Genomic DNA, 19,187 nt, shown 5'->3' on the forward strand with positions numbered 1-19,187 from the left:
GCGCGCTCAGTGAAACCCGACGTGCGCCTCGGGGTGCGCCGCGGTCTTGAGCAGGGCGAACATGTAGTCGGCCACCGAGCGGAAGCAGAACACCTGCGCGGTGCTGCGCTCGGTCAGCCAGACCCCGGCCGCGACCTGGGCAAAGCGCGTGCGGCGCAGCTCGCCCACCGGCAGCCCCTCGGGCGAGGTGTCGGCCGGCGTCAGCTTGGCCAGCACGTCGCGCAGCTGCGAGCCTTGCAGCCGGAACAGCGCGCGGGCATCCGAGATGTTGACCGCCAGGTGGTGTTCGCCGGTCAGCGCCTTGTCCAGCTGCGCCACCGCCTGCCCCGCCTGCCGGTAGGGCACCAGGATCAGCAGTTCATCCGGCGACATCCACAGCAGGCCGTTTTCGCCAGAGGTGTTGGCGCCGCGCTGGCCGGGCATCTTCATCCCGGTCAGGCCGGTGACGGCCTTCTGCAAGGCCTCCGACGACAGGTCGCCACGCAGCGTCACCATGCCCTGCGGGCCGATTTCGCGGACGTCGACCAGGCCTTCGTGATGCGCGCCCTTCAGGGGCAGGACCGGCTCAGACATTCTGTTTCTCCCCTTCCGGGTCGTAGAACACCGCGCTGACGATGCGCGCCTTCACGACGGTTTCGCCGTCGTCCTTCATGAAGGGGATCTCTTCGCCCATGCGGTCGGGTCCGTGCAGGACCAGCCCCATGGCGATGCCCTTCTTCAGCGTCGGCGAGTAATAGGTCGATGTCACGCGCCCTTGGGTGTTGCGCTGGCCGTTGGCGTTCTTGCCGGGTGCCACCGCATAGGCCCCATCCGGCAGCACCGATCCGTCCAGCGTCTCCAGCCCGACCAGCTTCCACCGCTTGGGATCGGCCATGTGGCTGCGTTCCTGCGCCCGCTTGCCCAGGTAATCCGCCTTTTTCTTGGAGATCGCCCAGTCCAGCCCCAGGTCCTGCGGGATGACCGTGCCGTCGGTCTCGTCGCCGATCATGATGAACCCCTTTTCGGCCCGCATGACGTGCAGCGCCTCGGTGCCATAGGGGGTCGCGTCCCATTCGCGGCCCTTGTCCATCAGCATGTCCCAGAAAGCGCGGCCCAGGTGCGCGGGCACGGCGATCTCGTAGCTGAGTTCGCCCGAGAAGGAGATCCGGTAGACCCGCACCGGGAAGCCGCCCAACGTGCCGTCCTTCCAGTCCATGAAGCCCAGAGCCTCTTTCGAGACATCCATGCCGCCCAGCTTTTCCAGAAGCTTGCGGGAATTGGGGCCGACCACGGCGACCTGCGCATACTGTTCGGTGACATTGGCGGTGTAGACCTTCCAGTCCCACCATTCACACTGCAGCCAGTCCTCCATGTGGGCATGGATACGGTCCGCGCCGCCGGTAGTGGTGTGACACAGGAACGTGTCCTCGTCGATCCGCGCCACCACGCCGTCATCGGTGAGAAAGCCGTTTTCGGTACACATCAAACCGTAGCGGCATTTGCCCGGCTTCAGCGTGCTCATCATGTTGGTGTAGAGCATGTCGAGGAACTTGCCCGCGTCCGGCCCCTTGACGATGATCTTGCCCAGGGTCGAGGCATCCAGCAGCCCCAGGCTGGTGCGGGTGGCCAGCACCTCGCGCGTGACCGCCGCATGTTTGCTTTCGCCCTTGCGGGGAAAGCAGTAGGGCCGCCGCCACTGGCCAACAGGTTCCCATGCAGCGCCGTTCTCTTCGTGCCAGCCGTGTATCGGCGTCTTGCGGATGGGCTGGAAGATCTCTCCGCGCGCCTCGCCCGCGATGGCGCCCATGGAGATCGGCGTATAGGGCGGGCGGAAGGTGGTCGTGCCGACCTGCGGGATATCCTCACCCAAGCTGTCAGCAAGGATCGCCAGACCGTTGATGTTGCTCAGCTTCCCCTGATCCGTCGCCATGCCCAGCGTGGTATAGCGCTTGGTATGCTCGACACTTTCATAACCCTCGCGCGCGGCCAGCTGCACGTCCGAGACCTTGACGTCGTTCTGGAAGTCCAGCCAGGCCTTCATGCGTAGGTCGTCCCAGGCCTTGGCGGGCATCAGCCAGATCGGCTCGATCGGTGCCTCGGCGGTCTTGGCCGCCTTGGGGGCTGCAAAGCGGCGCGGCTTGCCCCCCGCAGCCTTCGACACGGATTTCCCTGCATAGTCAGCGTCTTCCAGGACGTCCTTCAGCGCCAGGAAGCCGTTCGCCGCGCCCGCGCAGGTGACAAAGGGCGCGCCGTCCTGGCCGGTGGGCGCGTTCTGCGGATCGGGGCGGAAAAAGGCACGCCCGGCGTCCCAGGTCAGCTTGCCGCCGCAATGGGACCAGAGGTGAACGACCGGCGACCAGCCGCCCGACATGGCCACCGCGTCGCATTCGATCTCGCGCAGGGTCGCGCCGCCGCCGTCGATGTTGCACAGCGCCACGCCGGTCACGCGCTTGCCGCCCTTGACCTTGGCGATGCCGCGCCCGGTCTCGACCGTGATGCCCAGCGCCTTTGCCGTGGCCATCAGCGCGCCGCCGCCCGTCTGCCGCGCGTCGATCACCGCCGGCACGTCCAGACCGGCCATTTTCAGGGCAATTGCCGTGCGATAGGCGTCGTCGTTGTTGGTGACGATCACCGTCCTATGGCCCGCCGCGACGCCGTAGTTCACCAGGTAGTCGCGCACGGCCGAGGCCAGCATGACGCCGGGAATGTCGTTGCCGGCAAAGCTCAGCGGCCGTTCGATGGCGCCGGTGGCGGCGATCACCTGTTTCGTGCGGATGCGCCAGAGGCGGTGACGCGGGCCGCCCGCCTTGGGCGCGTGATCGGTCAGCCGCTCGTAGCCCAGCACGTAGCCGTGGTCATAGACCCCGGCCCCCATGCAGCGGCTGCGCAGGGTGACATTCTCCATGGCGTCAAGCGCTTCGACGGTGGTCTTGACCCAGGTGTCCGGGTCCATGCCGTCGATCTCGCCGCCATCGACGGGCGCGCGCCCGCCCCAGTGCGGCGTCTGTTCCAGCAGCAGCACCTTGAGACCGGCCTCACCCGCCGCCTTGGCCGCCTGCAACCCGGCGACACCGCCGCCGATCACCAGCACGTCGACGTGGACATGCAGGTGCTCGTAGGTGTCGGGATCGCGCGTCTCCGGGTCTGGTGCCTTGCCCAGGCCGGCGGACTGGCGGATGAAGGGCTCGTAGATGTGCTTCCAGAAGGGGCGCGGGTGGATGAACATCTTGTAGTAGAAGCCCGCCGTCAAAAAGCGCGAGAACAGCCCGTTGACCGCGCCGGCGTCGTATTCCAGCGAGGGCCAGTGGTTCTGCGAGGTCGCTGTCAGCCCCTGGAACAGCTCGGTCGTGGTGGCGCGCTGGTTCGGCTCGTGGCTGTCGAACTGGCCCAGGTTGACCAGCGCGTTGGGCTCTTCGGCGCCCGAGGCGACGATGCCGCGCGGGCGGTGGTACTTGAACGACCGGCCGACCAGCATCCGGTCATTGGCCAGCAGCGCCGAGGCCAGCGTGTCCCCGGCGTGGCCGCTCAGCCATTTGCCGTTGAAGGTGAACTTGACGGTCGAGGAACGGTCGACCAGACGGCCGCCGTTGGGAAGACGGGTGCTCATGTTCAGGCCTCCATGCCGTTGGAGAGGCGGGACAATTGGGTATTTTCACAGAGAAGAAACATCAGGAGAAGTCCCTCCACGTCCAGCCGGGGCGCTTTTCCGAGATCTTGTCGCGCAGCGCCTTGGGCGGTTCGGTGCTCTGCGCCGCGTAGGTGCCAAAGACCTCCATGGTCACGGTGCAGCGCGCGGCGAGGAACCATTTGCCGCAGCCGTTGGCATGGCGCCAGCGTTCGAAATGCACGCCCTTGGGGTTGGCGCGCATGAAGAGGTAGCCCTCGAAATCGGCGTCCGAGGCGCCGGGGCCAAAGCGTTTCAGATGCGCCTCGCCGCCGGCGGTCAGCTCGGTCTCGTCAGCGGTGACGCCGCAGTAGGGGCAGTCGAACATCAGCATGTGAGGGCTCCCATGGTCGGGGTGCAGTGGGGATTGGCGAACGCCAGGTCGCCGAACCCCCAGATCAGGGTGCCGAGGCAGACGATACCGATCTCGGCCTTCATCAGCCGGCTTTCGCGGGTCACGCGGGCCTGGCGCAGACTGGAATAGCTCTCGGCCAGCCGCGAAAACGCCTCGGGCGAGATCTGGCCGGCCTCGGTCATCGCCGCGTCGAGGTAGGCGGCTTCGAGCTTTTCGAACCGGGTCTCGTGGCGCGCGTGGGCCCGTTCCGCCGCCAGCAGTGCCCGGCCGACGCTGACCACGCCGAACACCACCAGCACCGCGCCGGCCCGGGCAAAGGCGTCTGGCGAGACCCAGAGGTCCGCCGCCATGCCGCCCAGCACAATCGCCAGTGTCCCGAACAGCAGGATCGCCTCGTCGCGGCTCATCAGTGCGCGACCCCCGCCGCCACGCTTTCGTCGATGAACTTGCCCTCGCGGAAGCGCCACATCGAGAATTCCTCGCAGAGCGGCGAATGCCCCCGCGCCATCAGTTCGGCAAAGCCCCAGCCCGAGCCGGGGATCGCCTTGAAGCCGCCGGTGCCCCAGCCGCAGTTGACAAAGCAGTTCTCCAGCGGGGTCTTGGACAGGATGGGCGAGCGGTCGCCGGTCATGTCGACGATGCCGCCCCACTGCCGCAGCATCTTGAGCCGCGACACCATCGGAAAGGTCTCGATCAGCGCGGCCACGGTGTGCTCGATGTGGTGGAAGCTGCCGCGCTGGTTGTAGGCGTTGTAGCTGTCGGTGCCGCCGCCGATCACCATCTCGCCCTTGTCGGACTGGCTCATGTAGCCGTGCACGGTGTTGGCCATGACGACGCAGTCCATCACCGGCTTGATCGGCTCGGAGACCAGCGCCTGCAGCGGCGCGGACTCAATGGGCAGGCGAAAACCGGCCTTTTCCGCCATCACGCCGGAATGCCCGGCGACCACGATGCCCAGCTTTTCGCAGCCGATGTGGCCCTTGGTGGTGTCGACGCCGGTGACGCGGCCGCCCTCACGCGTCACGCCGGTGACCTCGCATTTCTGGATGATGTCCATGCCCATGTCGGAACAGGCGCGGGCATAGCCCCAGGCCACCGCGTCGTGCCGCGCGGTCCCGGCCCGCTCCTGCCAGAGCGCGCCCAGCACCGGGTAGCGCGGCCCGTCGAGGTTGATGATCGGAACGATCTCCTTGACCTCGCGCGGGGTGATGAAGCGCGTCTCGACCCCCTGCAGCGCGTTGGCATGGGCGGTGCGCTGGTAGCCGCGGACCTCGTGCTCGGTCTGGGCCAGCATCATCACGCCGCGCGGGCTGAACATGACGTTGTAGTTCAGGTCCTGGCTGAGCGTCTCATACAGGCTGCGCGCCTTCTCGTAGATCGCGGCCGAGGGGTCCTGCAGGTAGTTCGAGCGGATGATGGTGGTGTTGCGCCCGGTGTTGCCGCCGCCCAGCCAGCCCTTCTCGATCACGGCGACATTGGTGATGCCGAAATTCCTGCCCAGGTAGTAGGCGGTGGCCAGGCCGTGCCCGCCCGCGCCGACGATGATCACGTCATAGCGGCTTTTCGGCTGTGCATTGCGCCAGGCGCGTTCCCAGGTCTTGTGGCCCGACAGGGCGGCGCGGGCGATGGCAAAGGCGGAATAACGCTTCATGGGCTCGAATCCGGTTTGTCCGTGTTCCATGTGCCGTGGTACTTCAGGCAACGCGGCAGTTCCAGCGGGTTGCAAGCCTCACAATCGCGTGCAGTTGCGACATCGCGCACCATCGCGGCCTTTTGCCCTTTTTTCCCGGCCGCTTGGGCCTTAAGTCAGGGGCAGTTTCGAAGGGGGACGCATGACGCTGTTCTGGATCCTGACGGGGGCTGCGGCGGTGATACTGACCGCGGCGCTGATGCTGGCGCTGCTGCGCGGGCGGCGGGCGACCGGCCCGGCCGAGGCCTATGACCTTCAGGTCTACCGCGACCAGCTGACCGAGATCGAGGCCGACGCCGCGCGCGGCAAGATCCCCCCCGAAGAGGCCGAGCGCCTGCGCCTGGAGATCTCGCGCCGCCTGCTGGCCGCCGATGCCAAGGTGCGCGGCGCCAGCGCCGGGGGCGACCAGCCCCGCGCGCTGGGCTATGTCATGGCGGCGCTGATCCCGCTGGTGCTGATCGGCGGCGGCTTTGGCCTCTACACGCAGATCGGCGCGCCCGGCTACGGCGACGTGCCGCTGCAACTGCGCCTGGCGCGCGCCGAGGAGGCGCTGAAAAGCCGCGTCTCGCAGCAGGAGATCGAGGCGCGCATTCCGCCGCAGCCCGCCACCGACGCCTCGCCGGAATACCAGGACCTGGTGGTCAAGCTGCGCGCCGCCGTGGCCGAACGCCCCGACGACCTGCAGGGCAACCGCCTGCTGGCCCGCTCCGAGGCGGCGCTGGGCAACTTCCGCGCCGCCTACCAGGCGCAGCAGCAGATCATCCGCCTCAAGGGCGACGCCGCGACCGCGCAGGACTACACCGACATGGCGGACATGATGATCCTCGCCGCCGGCGGCTTTGTCTCGCCCGAGGCGCAGGCCGCGCTGGAACAGGCGCTGGCGCTGGACCCGTCGAACGGCGTGGCGCGCTACTACGGCGGGTTGATGATGGCGCAGGTGGGGCGCCCCGACGTCGGTTTCCGCATGTGGAGCCAGCTGCTGCGCGACAGCGCCCCGCAGGATCCCTGGGTCGAACCCATCGTGGCGCAGATCGAGGATCTCGCCTATCTCGCCGGGCAGCAGAACTTCGAGATGCCGGTCCTGGGCGGCGGGCGTGGGCCCAGCCAGGCCGATGTCGCCGCCGCCGCAGACATGACCCCCGAGGACCGGATGCAGATGATCGGCGGCATGGTCGCGCAGCTGTCCGACCGGCTGGCCACCGAGGGCGGCCCGGTCGAGGACTGGGCCAAGCTGATCAACGCGCTGGCCGTGCTCGGCCGCAAGGATGAGGCCGACGCGATCTGGACCGAGGCGCAGACCGTCTTTGCCGCCAGCGACACCGCGCTTCAGATCCTGAAAGAAACCGCCGTCCGCGCCGGGCTGGACAACTAGGGCCATGACCGTCGGCCCCCTGTCCTGTCCCCGGCCTTCTTCTGGCCAAAAATATCCCGGGGGAGTCGCGCCGCAGGCGCGGCGGGGGCAGCGCCCCCTGCCCGGCCGCCATCCCGCCGCGCGGTGGCCACAGTGATCCACGACGACATCACCGATTTCGCGGCCGCCCTGCCGCCCGCCACCGCGCTGGCCGGGCTGGACCTCGGCACCCAGACCATCGGCGTCGCGGTCAGCGACACCTTCCGTTCCGTCGCCACGCCGCTGGAAACCATCCGCCGCAAGAAGTTCACGCTGGACGCGGCGCGGCTGAAAGAGCTGCTCGAGGCCCGCCGTATCGGCGGCGTGGTCCTCGGCCTGCCGCGCAACATGGACGGCTCCGAAGGCCCGCGCTGCCAGTCGACCCGCGCCTTCGCGCGCAACTTTGGCGCGATCTGGGATGGGCAGATTGCCTTCTGGGATGAACGGCTGTCCACGGTTGCGGCAGAAAGGGCACTTCTGGAGGCGGATACGACCCGAAAGCGTCGCGCCGAGGTGATCGACCATGTCGCCGCGGCGTATATCCTTCAGGGGGCGCTGGACCGGTTGCGCCACTTGGGCGACTCGGAGCCGCTGTGAGAGGTGACATGAAGGACGAGATCTGGCGCCGCGACGAAGTGGAAAGCCCCTGCGTGAAGGTCTGCGTGATCCATCCGCAGGAACGGTTGTGCACCGGCTGCCTGCGCACCGCGCGCGAAATCACGCTCTGGGCCAGCATGTCGGCCGAGGAACGGCGCGAGGTGCTGGACGACCTGCCCGGCCGTGCCGGCCGGATGCGCAAGCGCCGCGGCGGGCGCGAGGCCCGCCTCAAGCGCCAGGATTGACCGCAGCCGCCGCCCCCGGAACACCCCCCTGTCCCGCGATATCAAATGCGCCCGGACCCCCGCCCGTGAGCCGGTTCAGGTCTCGATCCAGGCCACCGCCCCACCCGCCAGCATCGGCCGGAAATAGGCGATCATCCGGCCTTCGGGCGGGGCCTTGGCGCCTTCGGCCCAGGGGGCGACGCCGTGCAGGCAATGGCGGTGCAGCAGCAGCGCCTCGCCCGGACGGGCATGCAGCGTGACGCGCGGGCAGCGCTCGAAACAGTCGCGCCGCGCCTGCTGGTAGGCCTGGGTCAGATCGACCTGCGGCCAGTCCTCGGGCGGGTGCCGCTCCAGCACCGCGCGCAGGGCGGCGCGGATGCGCGGGCCGCTGCCCTCGTAGACGGTCAGCGGGCTGGCCTCCGGGTCCGTCTCGGTCAGCGGCAGGCCCAGGATCCAGGCGTGCGGCTCGCGCAGGTATCGCTTGCGCTCCGGCGCCTCGGCGATCAGCCCGTCCACATGCGCCGCGTCGCGGACCAGGCGATAGCGAAACGCCGCCTCGGACTCGGCCTTGCGGGGGCGCGGATAGCCGGGATAGGTCACCGACAGCTGCGCCGGGTGCAGCGCCGGCAGCGGCGACAGCGCCCGGATCACCGGCCCCGCCAGCGGCACACCGCCGATGCTGCCGTCGGGCAGGGTCGGCAGCGCGTCGACCCCGACGAACCAGGTCCCCTGGCATTGCAGCCAGGTGGCGCGCATCGCCGGATCGGCGGTCACGCGCACCCCTTCGGCACGGGCCGCCCGCGCCCAGGCCAGCACCTGCGGGTCGGCCTCGGCCCTGATCCACCCGCGGGTGTCCAGCGGGCTCAGGTCCATAGCACCTTGCGCAGCATGTTGAGGGCGACGATCAGGATGAACACGGCAAAGATGCGCCGCAACAGCAGCGCCGGCAGCGCATGGGCCAGCCGCGCGCCCAGCGGCGCGGTCAGCACCGTCATGCAGACCGTCGCCAGGAAGGCCGGCCCGTTCACCGCGCCCAGCGTCCAGGGCGGCGCATCGGCGATCGGCACAAACAGGAACGCCGCCACCGAAGGCGCGGCGATCAGCAGGCCAAAGCCCGCCGCCGTGGCCACCGCCCGGTGCATCGGCACCGAATAGAGCGTCATCAGCGGCACGCCGAAACTGCCGCCGCCGATCCCCATCAGCACCGAGAAGAAGCCCACCAAAGGCGACAGCACCGCCCGCGTCAGCCCGCGCGGCATCTGCGGCGCGATCCGCCAGTGCGGCTGGCCCAGCAGCAGGAACAGCCCCACCGCCCCGGCCAGCGCGGCAAACACCAGCGCCAGCGTGTCCGACCGCAGCGCCGCGGCCACCAGCACGCCCAAGAGCGCCCCCGCGGCAATCCCCGGCGCCCAGCCGCGCAGCACAGCCCAGTCCACCGCGCCGCGCCGGTTGTGCGCCAGCACCGAGCGCGCCGAGGTGACGATGATCGACGCCAGCGAAGTGGCCAGGCACACCTGCATGATCTGGCTGCCGCCCATCTGCATGGTCTCGAAGACATAGTAGTAGGCGGGCACCAGGATGATGCCGCCGCCCACCCCGAACAGTCCGGCCAGCAGCCCGGCAAGTCCGGCGGCGACGATCAGGATGCCCAGCAGCGGCAGGAGGTCGGGTATTGTCATCCTCTCATGCCGCCTGCGCCTGGGCCAGCTCGGCCAGCGCCGCCTCGACCACCTCCGGCCCCGCCCCGTCGCGCGGGCCGCGTTCCGACAGCACCTGCCGCCAGCGCCGCGCCCCCGGCCGCCCGGCGAACAGGCCCATCATGTGCCGCGTGACCTGGTGCAGCCGGCCCCCGCCCGCGATGTGCGCCTCGATGTAGGGCAGCATGGCGCGGGCGATGTCCTCGGGCGTCCGGCGCGCGCCCTCGTCGCCCCAGATCCGCGCGTCGGCCTCGCCCAGGATGTCCCAGGGCTGGTGATAGGCGGCGCGGCCGACCATGACGCCGTCAAAGCCGTCCTCCAGAAAGCCCGCGACCGCGTCCAGCGAGGCGATGCCGCCGTTGATCGACAGCTGCATGTTCGGAAACAGCGCCGTCATCCGTCGGACAAGGTCGTACTCCAGCGGCGGGATCTCGCGGTTTTCCTTGGGGCTGAGCCCTTGCAGCCAGGCCTTGCGCGCGTGCACGATGACCCGGGAACACTGGATCGCGCCCAGCCGCGCCAGGAACTCCGGCAGCACGTATTCGGGGTCTTGGTCGTCGACGCCGATGCGGCACTTGACGGTGATCTCGGCATCCGTCGCGTCCTGCATCGCCTTGACGCAATCGATCACGATGCCGGGATGCTTCATCAGCACCGCGCCGAATGTGCCCGACTGCACCCGGTCCGACGGGCAGCCGCAGTTGAGGTTGATCTCGCGGTAGCCCGCCGCCGCCCCCAGCCGCGCCGCCTGCGCCAGCTCACGCGGGTCCGACCCACCCAGTTGCAGCGCAACCGGTTGTTCTTCGGGCGCATGGTCCAGCAGGTGCAGCGCCCCGCCGCGCACCAGCGCGGGCGCGGTCACCATCTCGGTATACAGCAGCGCCCGCCCGCTGATCAGCCGGTGGAAGTAGCGGCAATGCCGGTCGGTCCAGTCCATCATCGGCGCGACGGACAATCTGGCGTGGTGGTTCATCGTCATCTTATCGCATCTTCAAACTGCTGGCAGCGGGTCCGGCGACGCCGGATGGCGCCCCGATATCCCCGTACCACCCTGACGACCGATCCGGACCCGGCAGACAGCGCAGGCCTTCCTATAGCCGATATCTGCGAGGGAAGGAAACCGCCCGACACGCGCTTGGGCAGCCACGCCGATCCCGCCGACCACGCGCCGAGTCGATCCCGGCATGGAACCCATCGGCCGACTCGGTCGCCCTCGCGCCGAGACAGGCAGAGGCGGGCACCACGGGTGGCGAGATCTGACGATAGACGGGTGCGGCGGACGTGGCCTGCGGCCTTGTCCGAGCCGTCGATCTGGCGCATCCAACGCACCGGCAGCCGGCGTGAGGGTCGCCAATCCATGCAACGGATGGTTTATTGACCCAGAGCATGGACACGGAATCCGAGTGCGGACTTACTGCGAAGAACGACAGACAAGATATTGATTTTGATAGAAATAAAACCGATCATCCGCGACTCACCCGGGCTGCGAAACCCGCGGTCCGATTACGCCCGCGCACCGGTCTCGGCGACATCCCGCCACGCCATAAGCCACTCTCTGCCGATGCGATTTTCAGCCGGCACGCGACAGCATTGACCGGGTTTCCAGTTCCGTGGGAGCGTAACGTATCCGTGCATTTACAGAACTCCTGCAATTTCTAGGAGAGTCCTTCGTGGCAGATGATTTCAACATGGATCACGAACCCGAGGTCGCCGACGGCGACGCCCCCAAGGGTCTGGCCGGCATCATCCCCGAGCGCACAAGCGATTTCGAAGAGATCGAGATCCCCGAACTGCAATTGCCCAAGGGCGGCGGCGCCCTGCGCGGCATCGACGAGAAATTCGCCGTCAATTCCGCAAACGGCACGGCCTCGCTGACCCTGCAACTGCCCTTGACGCCCAATCGCAACGGCTTCACCCCCAGGATTGACCTCAGCTATTCGTCGGGCGCGGGCAACGGCCCGTTCGGCCTGGGCTGGGCGCTGGGCCTTTCGACGATCCAGCGCAAGACCGACCGCCGGCTGCCGCGCTATCTTGATGCGCCGGACGAAGACGCCTTTCTGATCACCGGGGCCGAAGACCTCGTCCCCACCCTGCAAGAGACGGCCCCCGGCACCTGGGCCCCGCGCGACCGGACCGTCGGCGCCTACCGCGTGCGCCAGTTCCGGCCGCGCACCGAAGCGGCCTACCAGCGCATCGAGCTGATCAGCCACGCGGTCCACGGCAGCTACTGGAAGGTCACGGACCGCGCCAACACCGTGACCTTCTATGGCCGCAGCGCGGCCGCGCGGGTGGCCGACCCCGGCGATCCGACCCGCGTGTTCCGGTGGCTGCCGGATCTGAGCTACGACAACAAGGGCAACTGGATCCGCTACGAATACAAGGCCGAGGACCAGGCCAACATGCCCGCTGCCGAGGCGCATCGGCGCGCGGGCCTTGCGCCCTTTGCCAACACCTATCTCAAGCGCGTGCGCTACGGCAATCGCACCGCCTGGTATCCCGACCCGGCGCTGCCCTTCGATCCGCCCCAGCCGGACGACGCCACGCATCTTTTCGAACTGGTGCTCGACTACGGCGAACACGCCCCCGATCGCCCGACGCCCGGCGAGGTGCAGCCCTGGACCTACCGCGCCGACGCCTTTTCGAGCTACCGCTCGGGGTTCGAGATCCGGACCGCCCGGCTGTGCCAGAGGCTGTTGATGTTCCACCATTTTCCGCAAGAGGACCTGGGCGGCGACGCGCTGGTGCGGTCGATGGATTTCACCTATCAGCCGGTGGAGCTGACCGCCGCGGGCCAATCGGTCGCCACGCATCTGAGCGAGGTGGAACAGGCCGGTTATGTCCGGCGCGCGGACGGCAGCTATTCCCGCAAGGCGCTGCCGCCGCTCAGCCTGCGCTACCAGCCCGGCCGCTGGAGCCGGGACGTGCGAGACGCCGCGGCCGAAGATCTCGTCGATGCCCCCGCCGGGCTGGCGCCGCCCTGGCGCATGGTCGATCTCTTCGGCGAAGGGATCGCCGGCGTGCTGACCGAGGCCGGCAATGCCTGGATCTACAAGCACAATCGCGGGCCGCGGGCCGATACCGGCACGCCCGCGTTCGAGCGCGGCCGGATGGTCGCCCCGCGGCCCAACCTTTCCGGGCTGAACGACGGCACGATCAGCCTCGAGGATCTCGAGGGCAACGGCGAAAAGCAGATCGTCGTGACCGGCCCGCAACTGGGCGGGTATTTCCCGATCGACGGCGATACCGAACTCTGGGGCCACTTCCGCGCCTTTCGCAGCCAGACCAATCTCGATCTGCGCGACCCGTCGGTCAAGCGCATCGACCTCACCGGCGAGGGCCGCGCCGGGATCATGGTGGCCGAGGACGAGGCCTTTGTCTGGTACGCCTCGGACGGCAAGAACGGCTTTGCCGCCGCCGAACGCGCCTGGCGCACGCTGGACGAAGAGCGCGGCCCGGCGGTCGTGTTTTCCGAGGCGGTCCAGACCGTGTTCCTGGCCGACATGACGGGGGACGGGCTCACCGATATCGCCCGCATCCGCAACGGCCAGATCGTCTATTGGCCCAATCTCGGCTACGGCCGCTTCGGGGCCAAGGTCGCGATGAGCGATGCGCCCGTCTTCGACCATCCCGACCGGTTCGACCCAAGCCGCCTGCGGCTGGCCGACATCACCGGGACCGGCCCGTCCGATCTGATCTACCTCGGCGATCGCCCGCGGGCCTGGATCAACCAGGCGGGCAACGGCTGGAGCGCCGCGCAGGACCTGGCCGGCCTGCCGCCGATGACGCGGCACGACAATGTGCAGGTGGCCGACATCCTGGGACAGGGCACGCCCTGCCTGATCTGGTCCTCGACCCAGCCCGGCGCGGCGCGGGCGCCGTTGCGCTACGTCGACCTGATGAGCGGCCGGAAACCGCACCTGCTGATCGGCTATTCCAACAACATGGGCAAGGAGACGACGCTGAGCTACCGCAGCTCTACCCATGACTACCTGCGCGACAAGCGCGCCGGGACACCCTGGGTCACGCGCCTGCCCTTCCCGGTGCAGGTCGTGTCGGACAGCGTGGTCGAAGAGCGCGTGACCGGGACACGGCTCAGCGCGCACTACACCTACCACCATGGCTATTGGGACGCGGAAGAAAAGGAATTCCGGGGCTTCGGCCGCGTCGACCGGCGCGACACCGAGGACTACGAAGACTGGGTTCTGGCGGCGGATGGCAGCACGCTCGACCTGTCGCGCGCGCTGTTCCAGGCGCCGATGCTGACCCGCACCTGGTATCACAACGGCGCCTGGGACCGGCAGCAGCGCATCCTGACCCGGTATGCCGACGAATACTGGCCCCGCGCCTACGACCGCGCCTTTCCACTCTCGCCGCTGGGGATGACCGAACCGGCCCTGCCCGACGGCCGCATCGCCGCGGCGCCGGGCATCGCCGACCCGCTGGCCATCGCCCGCCTGTCCCCGGAGGAGCGGCGCGAGGCGCTGCGCGCCTGCAAGGGCATCGTCCTGCGCCAGGAGGTCTTTGCCCTCGATGCCCCCGGCATCGGTGCGACCGAGACCGAAATGCAGCGCCAGATGGTGCCCTACACGGTCGACACCCATTCCTGCCACATCCAGCTGGTGCAACCGCGCGGCCCGAATGGCCATGCCGTCTTTGCCATCGCCGAAGACGAGGCGCTGCAAATCAGCTATGAACGCGATCCCACCGATCCCAGGATCGAACACGCGCTGAACCTCGAAATCGACGATCTGGGCAACGTGCTGGAAAAGGCCAACGTGCTCTACGGCCGCGATCCCGCCCGGGCGGCCCTGGCCACCGCCCGTCTCAGCGACCCCGCCACCGATTTTTCCGACTTTGCCGACCAGCCGCGCCTCGCCGCCGAATTCGCCGACGCGCTCAGCCGCGCCGAGGCGGCGCAGGAACGCACCCGCGTTCTGATCACCCGAACCGGCTACACCAACGACATCGACACCGATGCCACCTGGCGCGCCCGCGCGCCCAGCGAGGTCGAAACCTTCGAGATCACCGGCGCCTTCGCCGCCGGCGACCTGTTCACCCTGTCCGAGCTTCGGGGGATCCTGTCGGACCCCGCGAGCGTCGAGATCGCCTACGAGTCAGACCCTTCGGGCGGCATCGAACGTCGGCGCATCGAACACCAGCGGACCTACTACTATGACGAGGGCGCCGCAGCCGCCCTGCCCCTGCACCAGATCGCCTCGCACGGTCTGCCCCAGCGCGGTCAGGTCTGCGCCTTCACGCCGGGGCTGCTGAGCGCGCTCTATGGCGGGCGCATCGCCGATCCGGGCACCGAACTGCCGCGCGGCGGCTACCTGCCCGAGGACGGGGCCTGGTGGCTGCCCACCGGGACCGTGCGCTATCGCGATCCCGCCGACACCTTGGCCACCTTGCAATCGCGGTTCTTCAAACCCCGCGCCCATCGCGACGCCTTTGGCAGCGAAACCCGCGTCCGCTATCACAAATCCTATTTCCTGATGCTCGAGGAAACCGCCGATGCGGTGGGCAACACCACGCGGATCGAAAGGTTCGACTTTCGCCTGCTCTCTCCGGTGCTGCTGCGCGATGCGAATGACACTCTGACCGCCATCGTCTCGGACGAATTGGCGCTGGTCAAGGCGCAGGCCTTTCTCGGCAAGGATCTCGACGGCGACGGCGTGGCCGAACTGGAACTGGCCGACACGCTGCTGGGGCAGGACGCCGACAGCTCGGCCGAGGCCGCGGCGGTCGCGGCGCTGCTGGCCACCGAGGATGCCACGGTGATCGAGGCGCAGGCCCGCGCGCTATTGGGTCAGGCGACGATGCGCTACGCCTACGATCTGCACGCCTGGCGCACCCGCGGCACACCGGCCGTGGCCATGATGATCGGCCGCGAACGCCACCATTCGGTCGATCCCGCCTCGCCGCTGCACCTGAGCTATGACTACACCGATGGCTCGGGCGCCGTCGCGATGACCAAGATCCAGGCCGAGCCGGGCATCGCCCAGCAGGTCACGATCGCCGCCGATGGCAGCGCCAGCATCGCCCAGGTGGACACCGGCAGCGCGCGGCGGTGGACCGGAACCGGGCGCAAGGTTCTGAACAACAAGGCAAAACCGGTCAGAAGCTACGAGCCCTACTTCTCGGTCACGCCGGCCTTCGAAAGCCTGCCCGAACTGGTCGCAAGCGGCGTCTCGAGCGAGCTGACCTATGACGCGGCGGGCCGCCTGATCCGCACCGATCTGCCGGACGGCAGTTTTGCCCGCACCGAATTCTCGCCCTGGCAGGTGCGCGTTTTCGACACCGGCGACACCGTGCTGCAATCGCGCTGGCATGCCGAACGGGTCGGCCACCTCATCGACGCCGAGCTGATCGCCCAGGGCCGCGATCCCGCGCGCGAGGCCGAGGCCGCGCAGCGCGCCGAGATCTATGCCGACACGCCAAATACCGTCTGCCTCGATGCGCTCGGGCGGCCGGTGCTGTCGCTCGACCATGCCGGACGCGACAGCGCCGGCGACGCGGTGCTGTTCGCGACCTCCGTGCTGCTCGATGTCGAAGGCAACGTGCGCGAGGTGATCGACGCCCGCGGCAATCGCCCGATGCGCTTTGGCCACGACATGCTGGGCCGCCGGCTGACCCAGCACAGCATGGATGCCGGCGCGCGCTGGTCGCTGCCGACGGTGTCCGGCAAGCCGCTGATCAAATGGGACGCGCGCGGCCACGTCCTGCGCTTTGCCTACGACGCGTTGCAACGCGAGCTGACCCAGCATGTGACCGGCGGCGACGGCCCCGCACCGCTGGACAACACCGTCATGCGCGCGCTCTATGGCGAAGGCCAACCCGATGACCGGCGCCGCGGCCTGCGCGGGCGCCTGTTCCGCCGCTGGGACACCGGCGGCCTGAAGGAATGGACCGCCTTCGACGGCAAGCACAACCTGATCGAGACGGCGCGCCGATTTGCGGTGAACTACCGCGACCTGGTGGACTGGTCCGGCGATCTCGAGGCGCCTCTGGAGGCCGAGACCCATGTCACCCGCTTTGCCCACGACGCGGTGAACCGGACGGTCAGCACCACCGCCCCCGACGGCAGCGTGACCGAACACCGCTACAACGAGGCCAACCTGCTGGAACAGGTGGATGTGACCCTGCCGGGCGCCGCGACAGAGACGCTGGTGACCGGCATCGACTACGATGCCAAGGGCCAGCGCCGCGCGATACGATACGGCAACGGCACCGAAACCACCTACCGCCACGATCCCATGACGTTCCGCCTGACCGGGCTGACCACGGTCAAGGGCAACGGCGACACGGCGCAGGACCTGTCCTATACCCACGACTGCGGCGGCAACCTGACCCATCAGCAGGACCGCGCCATCCCCGTGGTCTTCTTCGACAACCAGAAGATCGCCGCCGTGGCAAGCTATGCCTACGACCCGCTCTATCGCCTGGTCAGCGCCACCGGGCGCGAACATGCCGGGCAACAGGCCAGCGGCAATTTCGGACCGCTCGACAACTGGGACGACGCGGCCGCCAAGGCGCAGCACCAGCCCGGCGATGCCATGGCCTGGCGCACCTGGTCGCAACGCTACGACTACGACGCGGTGGGCAATGTCCTGCGTCTGGCCCATGCGGCCACGGGCGGCTCCTATACCCGCGTCTATGCCTACGAGGCGGCGACGAACCGCCTGCTTCAGACCACGGTGGGCAGCCAGACCTATGCCTACGACCACCATCCGCTGCACGGTTTCCTGCGGCAGATGCCGCATCTGCCGGTCATGCGGCACGATTTCCGCGACGAACTGGCGGCGGTCTCGCGCCAGGCCCTGGGCGCCGGCACGCCCGAGACGACCTATTACGTCTACGACCACGACGGCGCGCGGATCCGCAAGGTCACCGACCTCGCCGCCGGCCCGGGCGCCGTGCCGCGACCCAAGGACGAACGGCTCTACCTGGGATCGCTGGAGTATTACCGCGTCCACAACGGCGGACCCGCCGGCCTCGAGCGGCGCAGCCTGAGCGTCAGCGACGACACGGGACGCGTCGCCGTCATCGACAGCCGCAACGGCATCGACGACGGCACGCCCCTGCGCATCACGCGCTACCAGCTGTCGAACCACATCGGCTCGGCGGTGATGGAGCTCGATGCCACCGGCCGAACCCTGACCTACGCGGAATTCCACCCCTATGGCACGCTCGCCTACCAGGCCACGGACTCCACGCTTCAGGTGGCGCCGCAGACCTACCGCTACAGCGGCATGGAGCGCGACGAGGAAAGCGGCCTGTCGCATCACGGTGCGCGCTACTACGCGCCGTTCCTGGCCCGGTGGTGCAAACCCGACCCGGCCGGGATCGGCGACGGGATCAACGATTACCAATACGTGGCGGCCAATCCGCTCCGCCTGTCGGACCCGACCGGCGAAGGCGGCTGGGACCGGTTCCTCGGCGGCGTCAAGATGGTCGGCGGCGCGCTCGAGACGGTGGCGGGCGGGGCGATGATCGTCGGCGGCGCGGCGACCGGCTGGACCGGGGCGGGCATCGCCGTCGCCGGCGGCGGTGTCGTCGTCGGCGCGCACGGCATCGACGTGATGGTTTCGGGCGCGCGCACCATGTGGCACGGCGAGGCCGTGGACACCGGCACCTCCGCCCTGCTGCAATCGGCGGGCATGAGCCGCGAAGCCGCCAATCTCACCGATGCCGGCATTTCGATCGCCGGCTCGCTGGGCTCCAGCGCGGTGCTGCGCGCCCCGGCGGCGGCGGGGGCGGTGGACGATGTGCTTGGCGCCAGCGACGATGTCGCGCGCGTGGCGCTTGGTTCGGCCGACGAGGCGGTGACCGGCGGGCAAAGCAGCGTTTCCGTCGCATTCTCGCCCGGTGTGCCGACCGGGCACAACATGGTCGGCGTCACCACCGGCGGCACCACCACCTGGTCCCACCTGGTGGTCCGCGAACTCGACGATGTCTCGGGCGGGCTGGCCCATGTGGTGCGCCCCGGCACCGGGGCCGTGATCCAGAGCACCCGCGGACCCGCGGCGGCGGGCGGCAGCTATCTCACCGCCACCGTGCCGGTGACGCAGGCCGAAGCGCAGGCGGCGCGGGCGCTGATGTCGTCGTCGGCGGGATCGGCGGGCACCTACAGCTATCTCGGCAACAATTGCACCACCTACGCCACCTCGGTCCTGCGCGAGGCGGGGGTCTTTGCCCCGGCCGCGGCGACCCCGGGCACCACCTTTGCCACCGTGGCGCTGCAATCGCCGACGGTGATCCGCACGGCCGCCGCCGGCGGCGGTGCGGCGGGTGTGATCACCGCCGCCAGCGCCGGCGAAGAGCTGTTTTCGGACATGTCGGTCGAGACCAATGTCACCCTCGCCCCCGAACCGGCCGCCCAGCCGATGACGATGATGCCCGTTGCCGCCCCCGCGGCACCGGATCCCGCGCCCCAGCAAAGCGTGATGCCGGATCCCGAACCGCAGACCTGTTCCGAGGACTTCTACGTCCCCGAACAGTCGAGCTCCGGCTATTACGACCACGTCGAAGGGGTTTGTTACGCGTATTGAGTGCCCGCTCCGGCCCGCTGTTTTTTTCGGCCGCCGTCACGAG

Annotated in this window: 12 protein-coding genes; 4 read left to right on the forward strand and 8 right to left on the reverse strand. The window is 68.9% G+C overall.

Going from position 1 to position 19,187, the window contains the following annotated elements; all coding sequences use genetic code 11:
- Positions 1 to 6: 6 nt before the first annotated feature.
- From MAA8898_RS05160 to MAA8898_RS05180, 5 genes are all read right to left on the reverse strand, one after another.
- Complete coding sequence (locus tag MAA8898_RS05160; RefSeq protein ID WP_094019900.1) at positions 7 to 573, reverse strand: sarcosine oxidase subunit gamma; 567 nt, start codon at positions 571 to 573, stop codon at positions 7 to 9.
- The gene (locus tag MAA8898_RS05165) at positions 566 to 3,586 is read right to left on the reverse strand and encodes a sarcosine oxidase subunit alpha family protein (protein WP_094019901.1); all 3,021 of its coding nucleotides are present in this window, start codon (positions 3,584 to 3,586) and stop codon (positions 566 to 568) included. Before MAA8898_RS05165 ends, MAA8898_RS05160 begins: the two co-directional genes overlap by 8 nt.
- 61 nt (positions 3,587 to 3,647) lie before the next feature.
- A complete protein-coding gene (locus tag MAA8898_RS05170; protein WP_094019902.1) occupies positions 3,648 to 3,977 on the reverse strand; it encodes a sarcosine oxidase subunit delta in 330 nt (109 codons plus the stop codon).
- Positions 3,971 to 4,405, reverse strand: coding sequence for a hypothetical protein (locus MAA8898_RS05175; RefSeq protein ID WP_094019903.1), 435 nt, complete (start codon positions 4,403 to 4,405; stop codon positions 3,971 to 3,973). The genes MAA8898_RS05170 and MAA8898_RS05175 overlap by 7 nt, the downstream gene beginning before the upstream one ends.
- Complete coding sequence (locus tag MAA8898_RS05180) at positions 4,405 to 5,649, reverse strand: sarcosine oxidase subunit beta family protein (RefSeq protein WP_094019904.1); 1,245 nt, start codon at positions 5,647 to 5,649, stop codon at positions 4,405 to 4,407. Before MAA8898_RS05180 ends, MAA8898_RS05175 begins: the two co-directional genes overlap by 1 nt.
- Before the next feature lie 181 nt (positions 5,650 to 5,830).
- Here MAA8898_RS05180 and ccmI point away from each other — a divergent pair, with 181 nt between their 5' ends.
- The 3 genes from ccmI (at position 5,831) to MAA8898_RS05195 (ending at position 7,920) form a co-directional block, all read left to right on the forward strand.
- Positions 5,831 to 7,060 carry a c-type cytochrome biogenesis protein CcmI gene (ccmI, locus tag MAA8898_RS05185; RefSeq protein ID WP_094019905.1) on the forward strand — a complete coding sequence of 410 codons (1,230 nt, stop codon included), beginning with the start codon at positions 5,831 to 5,833 and terminating at the stop codon, positions 7,058 to 7,060.
- Between the two features lie 132 nt (positions 7,061 to 7,192).
- Positions 7,193 to 7,675 carry a Holliday junction resolvase RuvX gene (gene ruvX, locus MAA8898_RS05190; RefSeq protein ID WP_094020016.1) on the forward strand — a complete coding sequence of 161 codons (483 nt, stop codon included), beginning with the start codon at positions 7,193 to 7,195 and terminating at the stop codon, positions 7,673 to 7,675.
- A gap of 8 nt (positions 7,676 to 7,683) precedes the next feature.
- Positions 7,684 to 7,920 (forward strand): DUF1289 domain-containing protein, encoded by a 237-nt coding sequence (locus tag MAA8898_RS05195; RefSeq protein WP_094019906.1) that lies wholly within the window; start codon positions 7,684 to 7,686, stop codon positions 7,918 to 7,920.
- 75 nt (positions 7,921 to 7,995) lie between these two features.
- Here the strand turns inward: MAA8898_RS05195 and MAA8898_RS05200 are convergent, their stop codons facing one another.
- From MAA8898_RS05200 to dusA, 3 genes are read right to left on the reverse strand one after another with little or no spacing between them, the layout of a single operon-like run.
- The gene (locus tag MAA8898_RS05200) at positions 7,996 to 8,772 is read right to left on the reverse strand and encodes a hypothetical protein (RefSeq protein WP_094019907.1); all 777 of its coding nucleotides are present in this window, start codon (positions 8,770 to 8,772) and stop codon (positions 7,996 to 7,998) included.
- Complete coding sequence (locus tag MAA8898_RS05205) at positions 8,763 to 9,578, reverse strand: sulfite exporter TauE/SafE family protein (RefSeq protein ID WP_094019908.1); 816 nt, start codon at positions 9,576 to 9,578, stop codon at positions 8,763 to 8,765. Before MAA8898_RS05205 ends, MAA8898_RS05200 begins: the two co-directional genes overlap by 10 nt.
- Before the next feature lie 4 nt (positions 9,579 to 9,582).
- A complete protein-coding gene (gene dusA / locus MAA8898_RS05210) occupies positions 9,583 to 10,569 on the reverse strand; it encodes a tRNA dihydrouridine(20/20a) synthase DusA (protein ID WP_245853242.1) in 987 nt (328 codons plus the stop codon).
- A gap of 697 nt (positions 10,570 to 11,266) precedes the next feature.
- Here dusA and MAA8898_RS05215 point away from each other — a divergent pair.
- Positions 11,267 to 19,144 carry a SpvB/TcaC N-terminal domain-containing protein gene (locus MAA8898_RS05215; RefSeq protein WP_141194794.1) on the forward strand — a complete coding sequence of 2,626 codons (7,878 nt, stop codon included), beginning with the start codon at positions 11,267 to 11,269 and terminating at the stop codon, positions 19,142 to 19,144.
- Positions 19,145 to 19,187 lie beyond the last annotated feature (43 nt).

It is taken from the genome of Antarctobacter aquimaris (genome assembly GCF_900184945.1).
GTDB classification, from domain to species: domain Bacteria; phylum Pseudomonadota; class Alphaproteobacteria; order Rhodobacterales; family Rhodobacteraceae; genus Maliponia; species Maliponia aquimaris.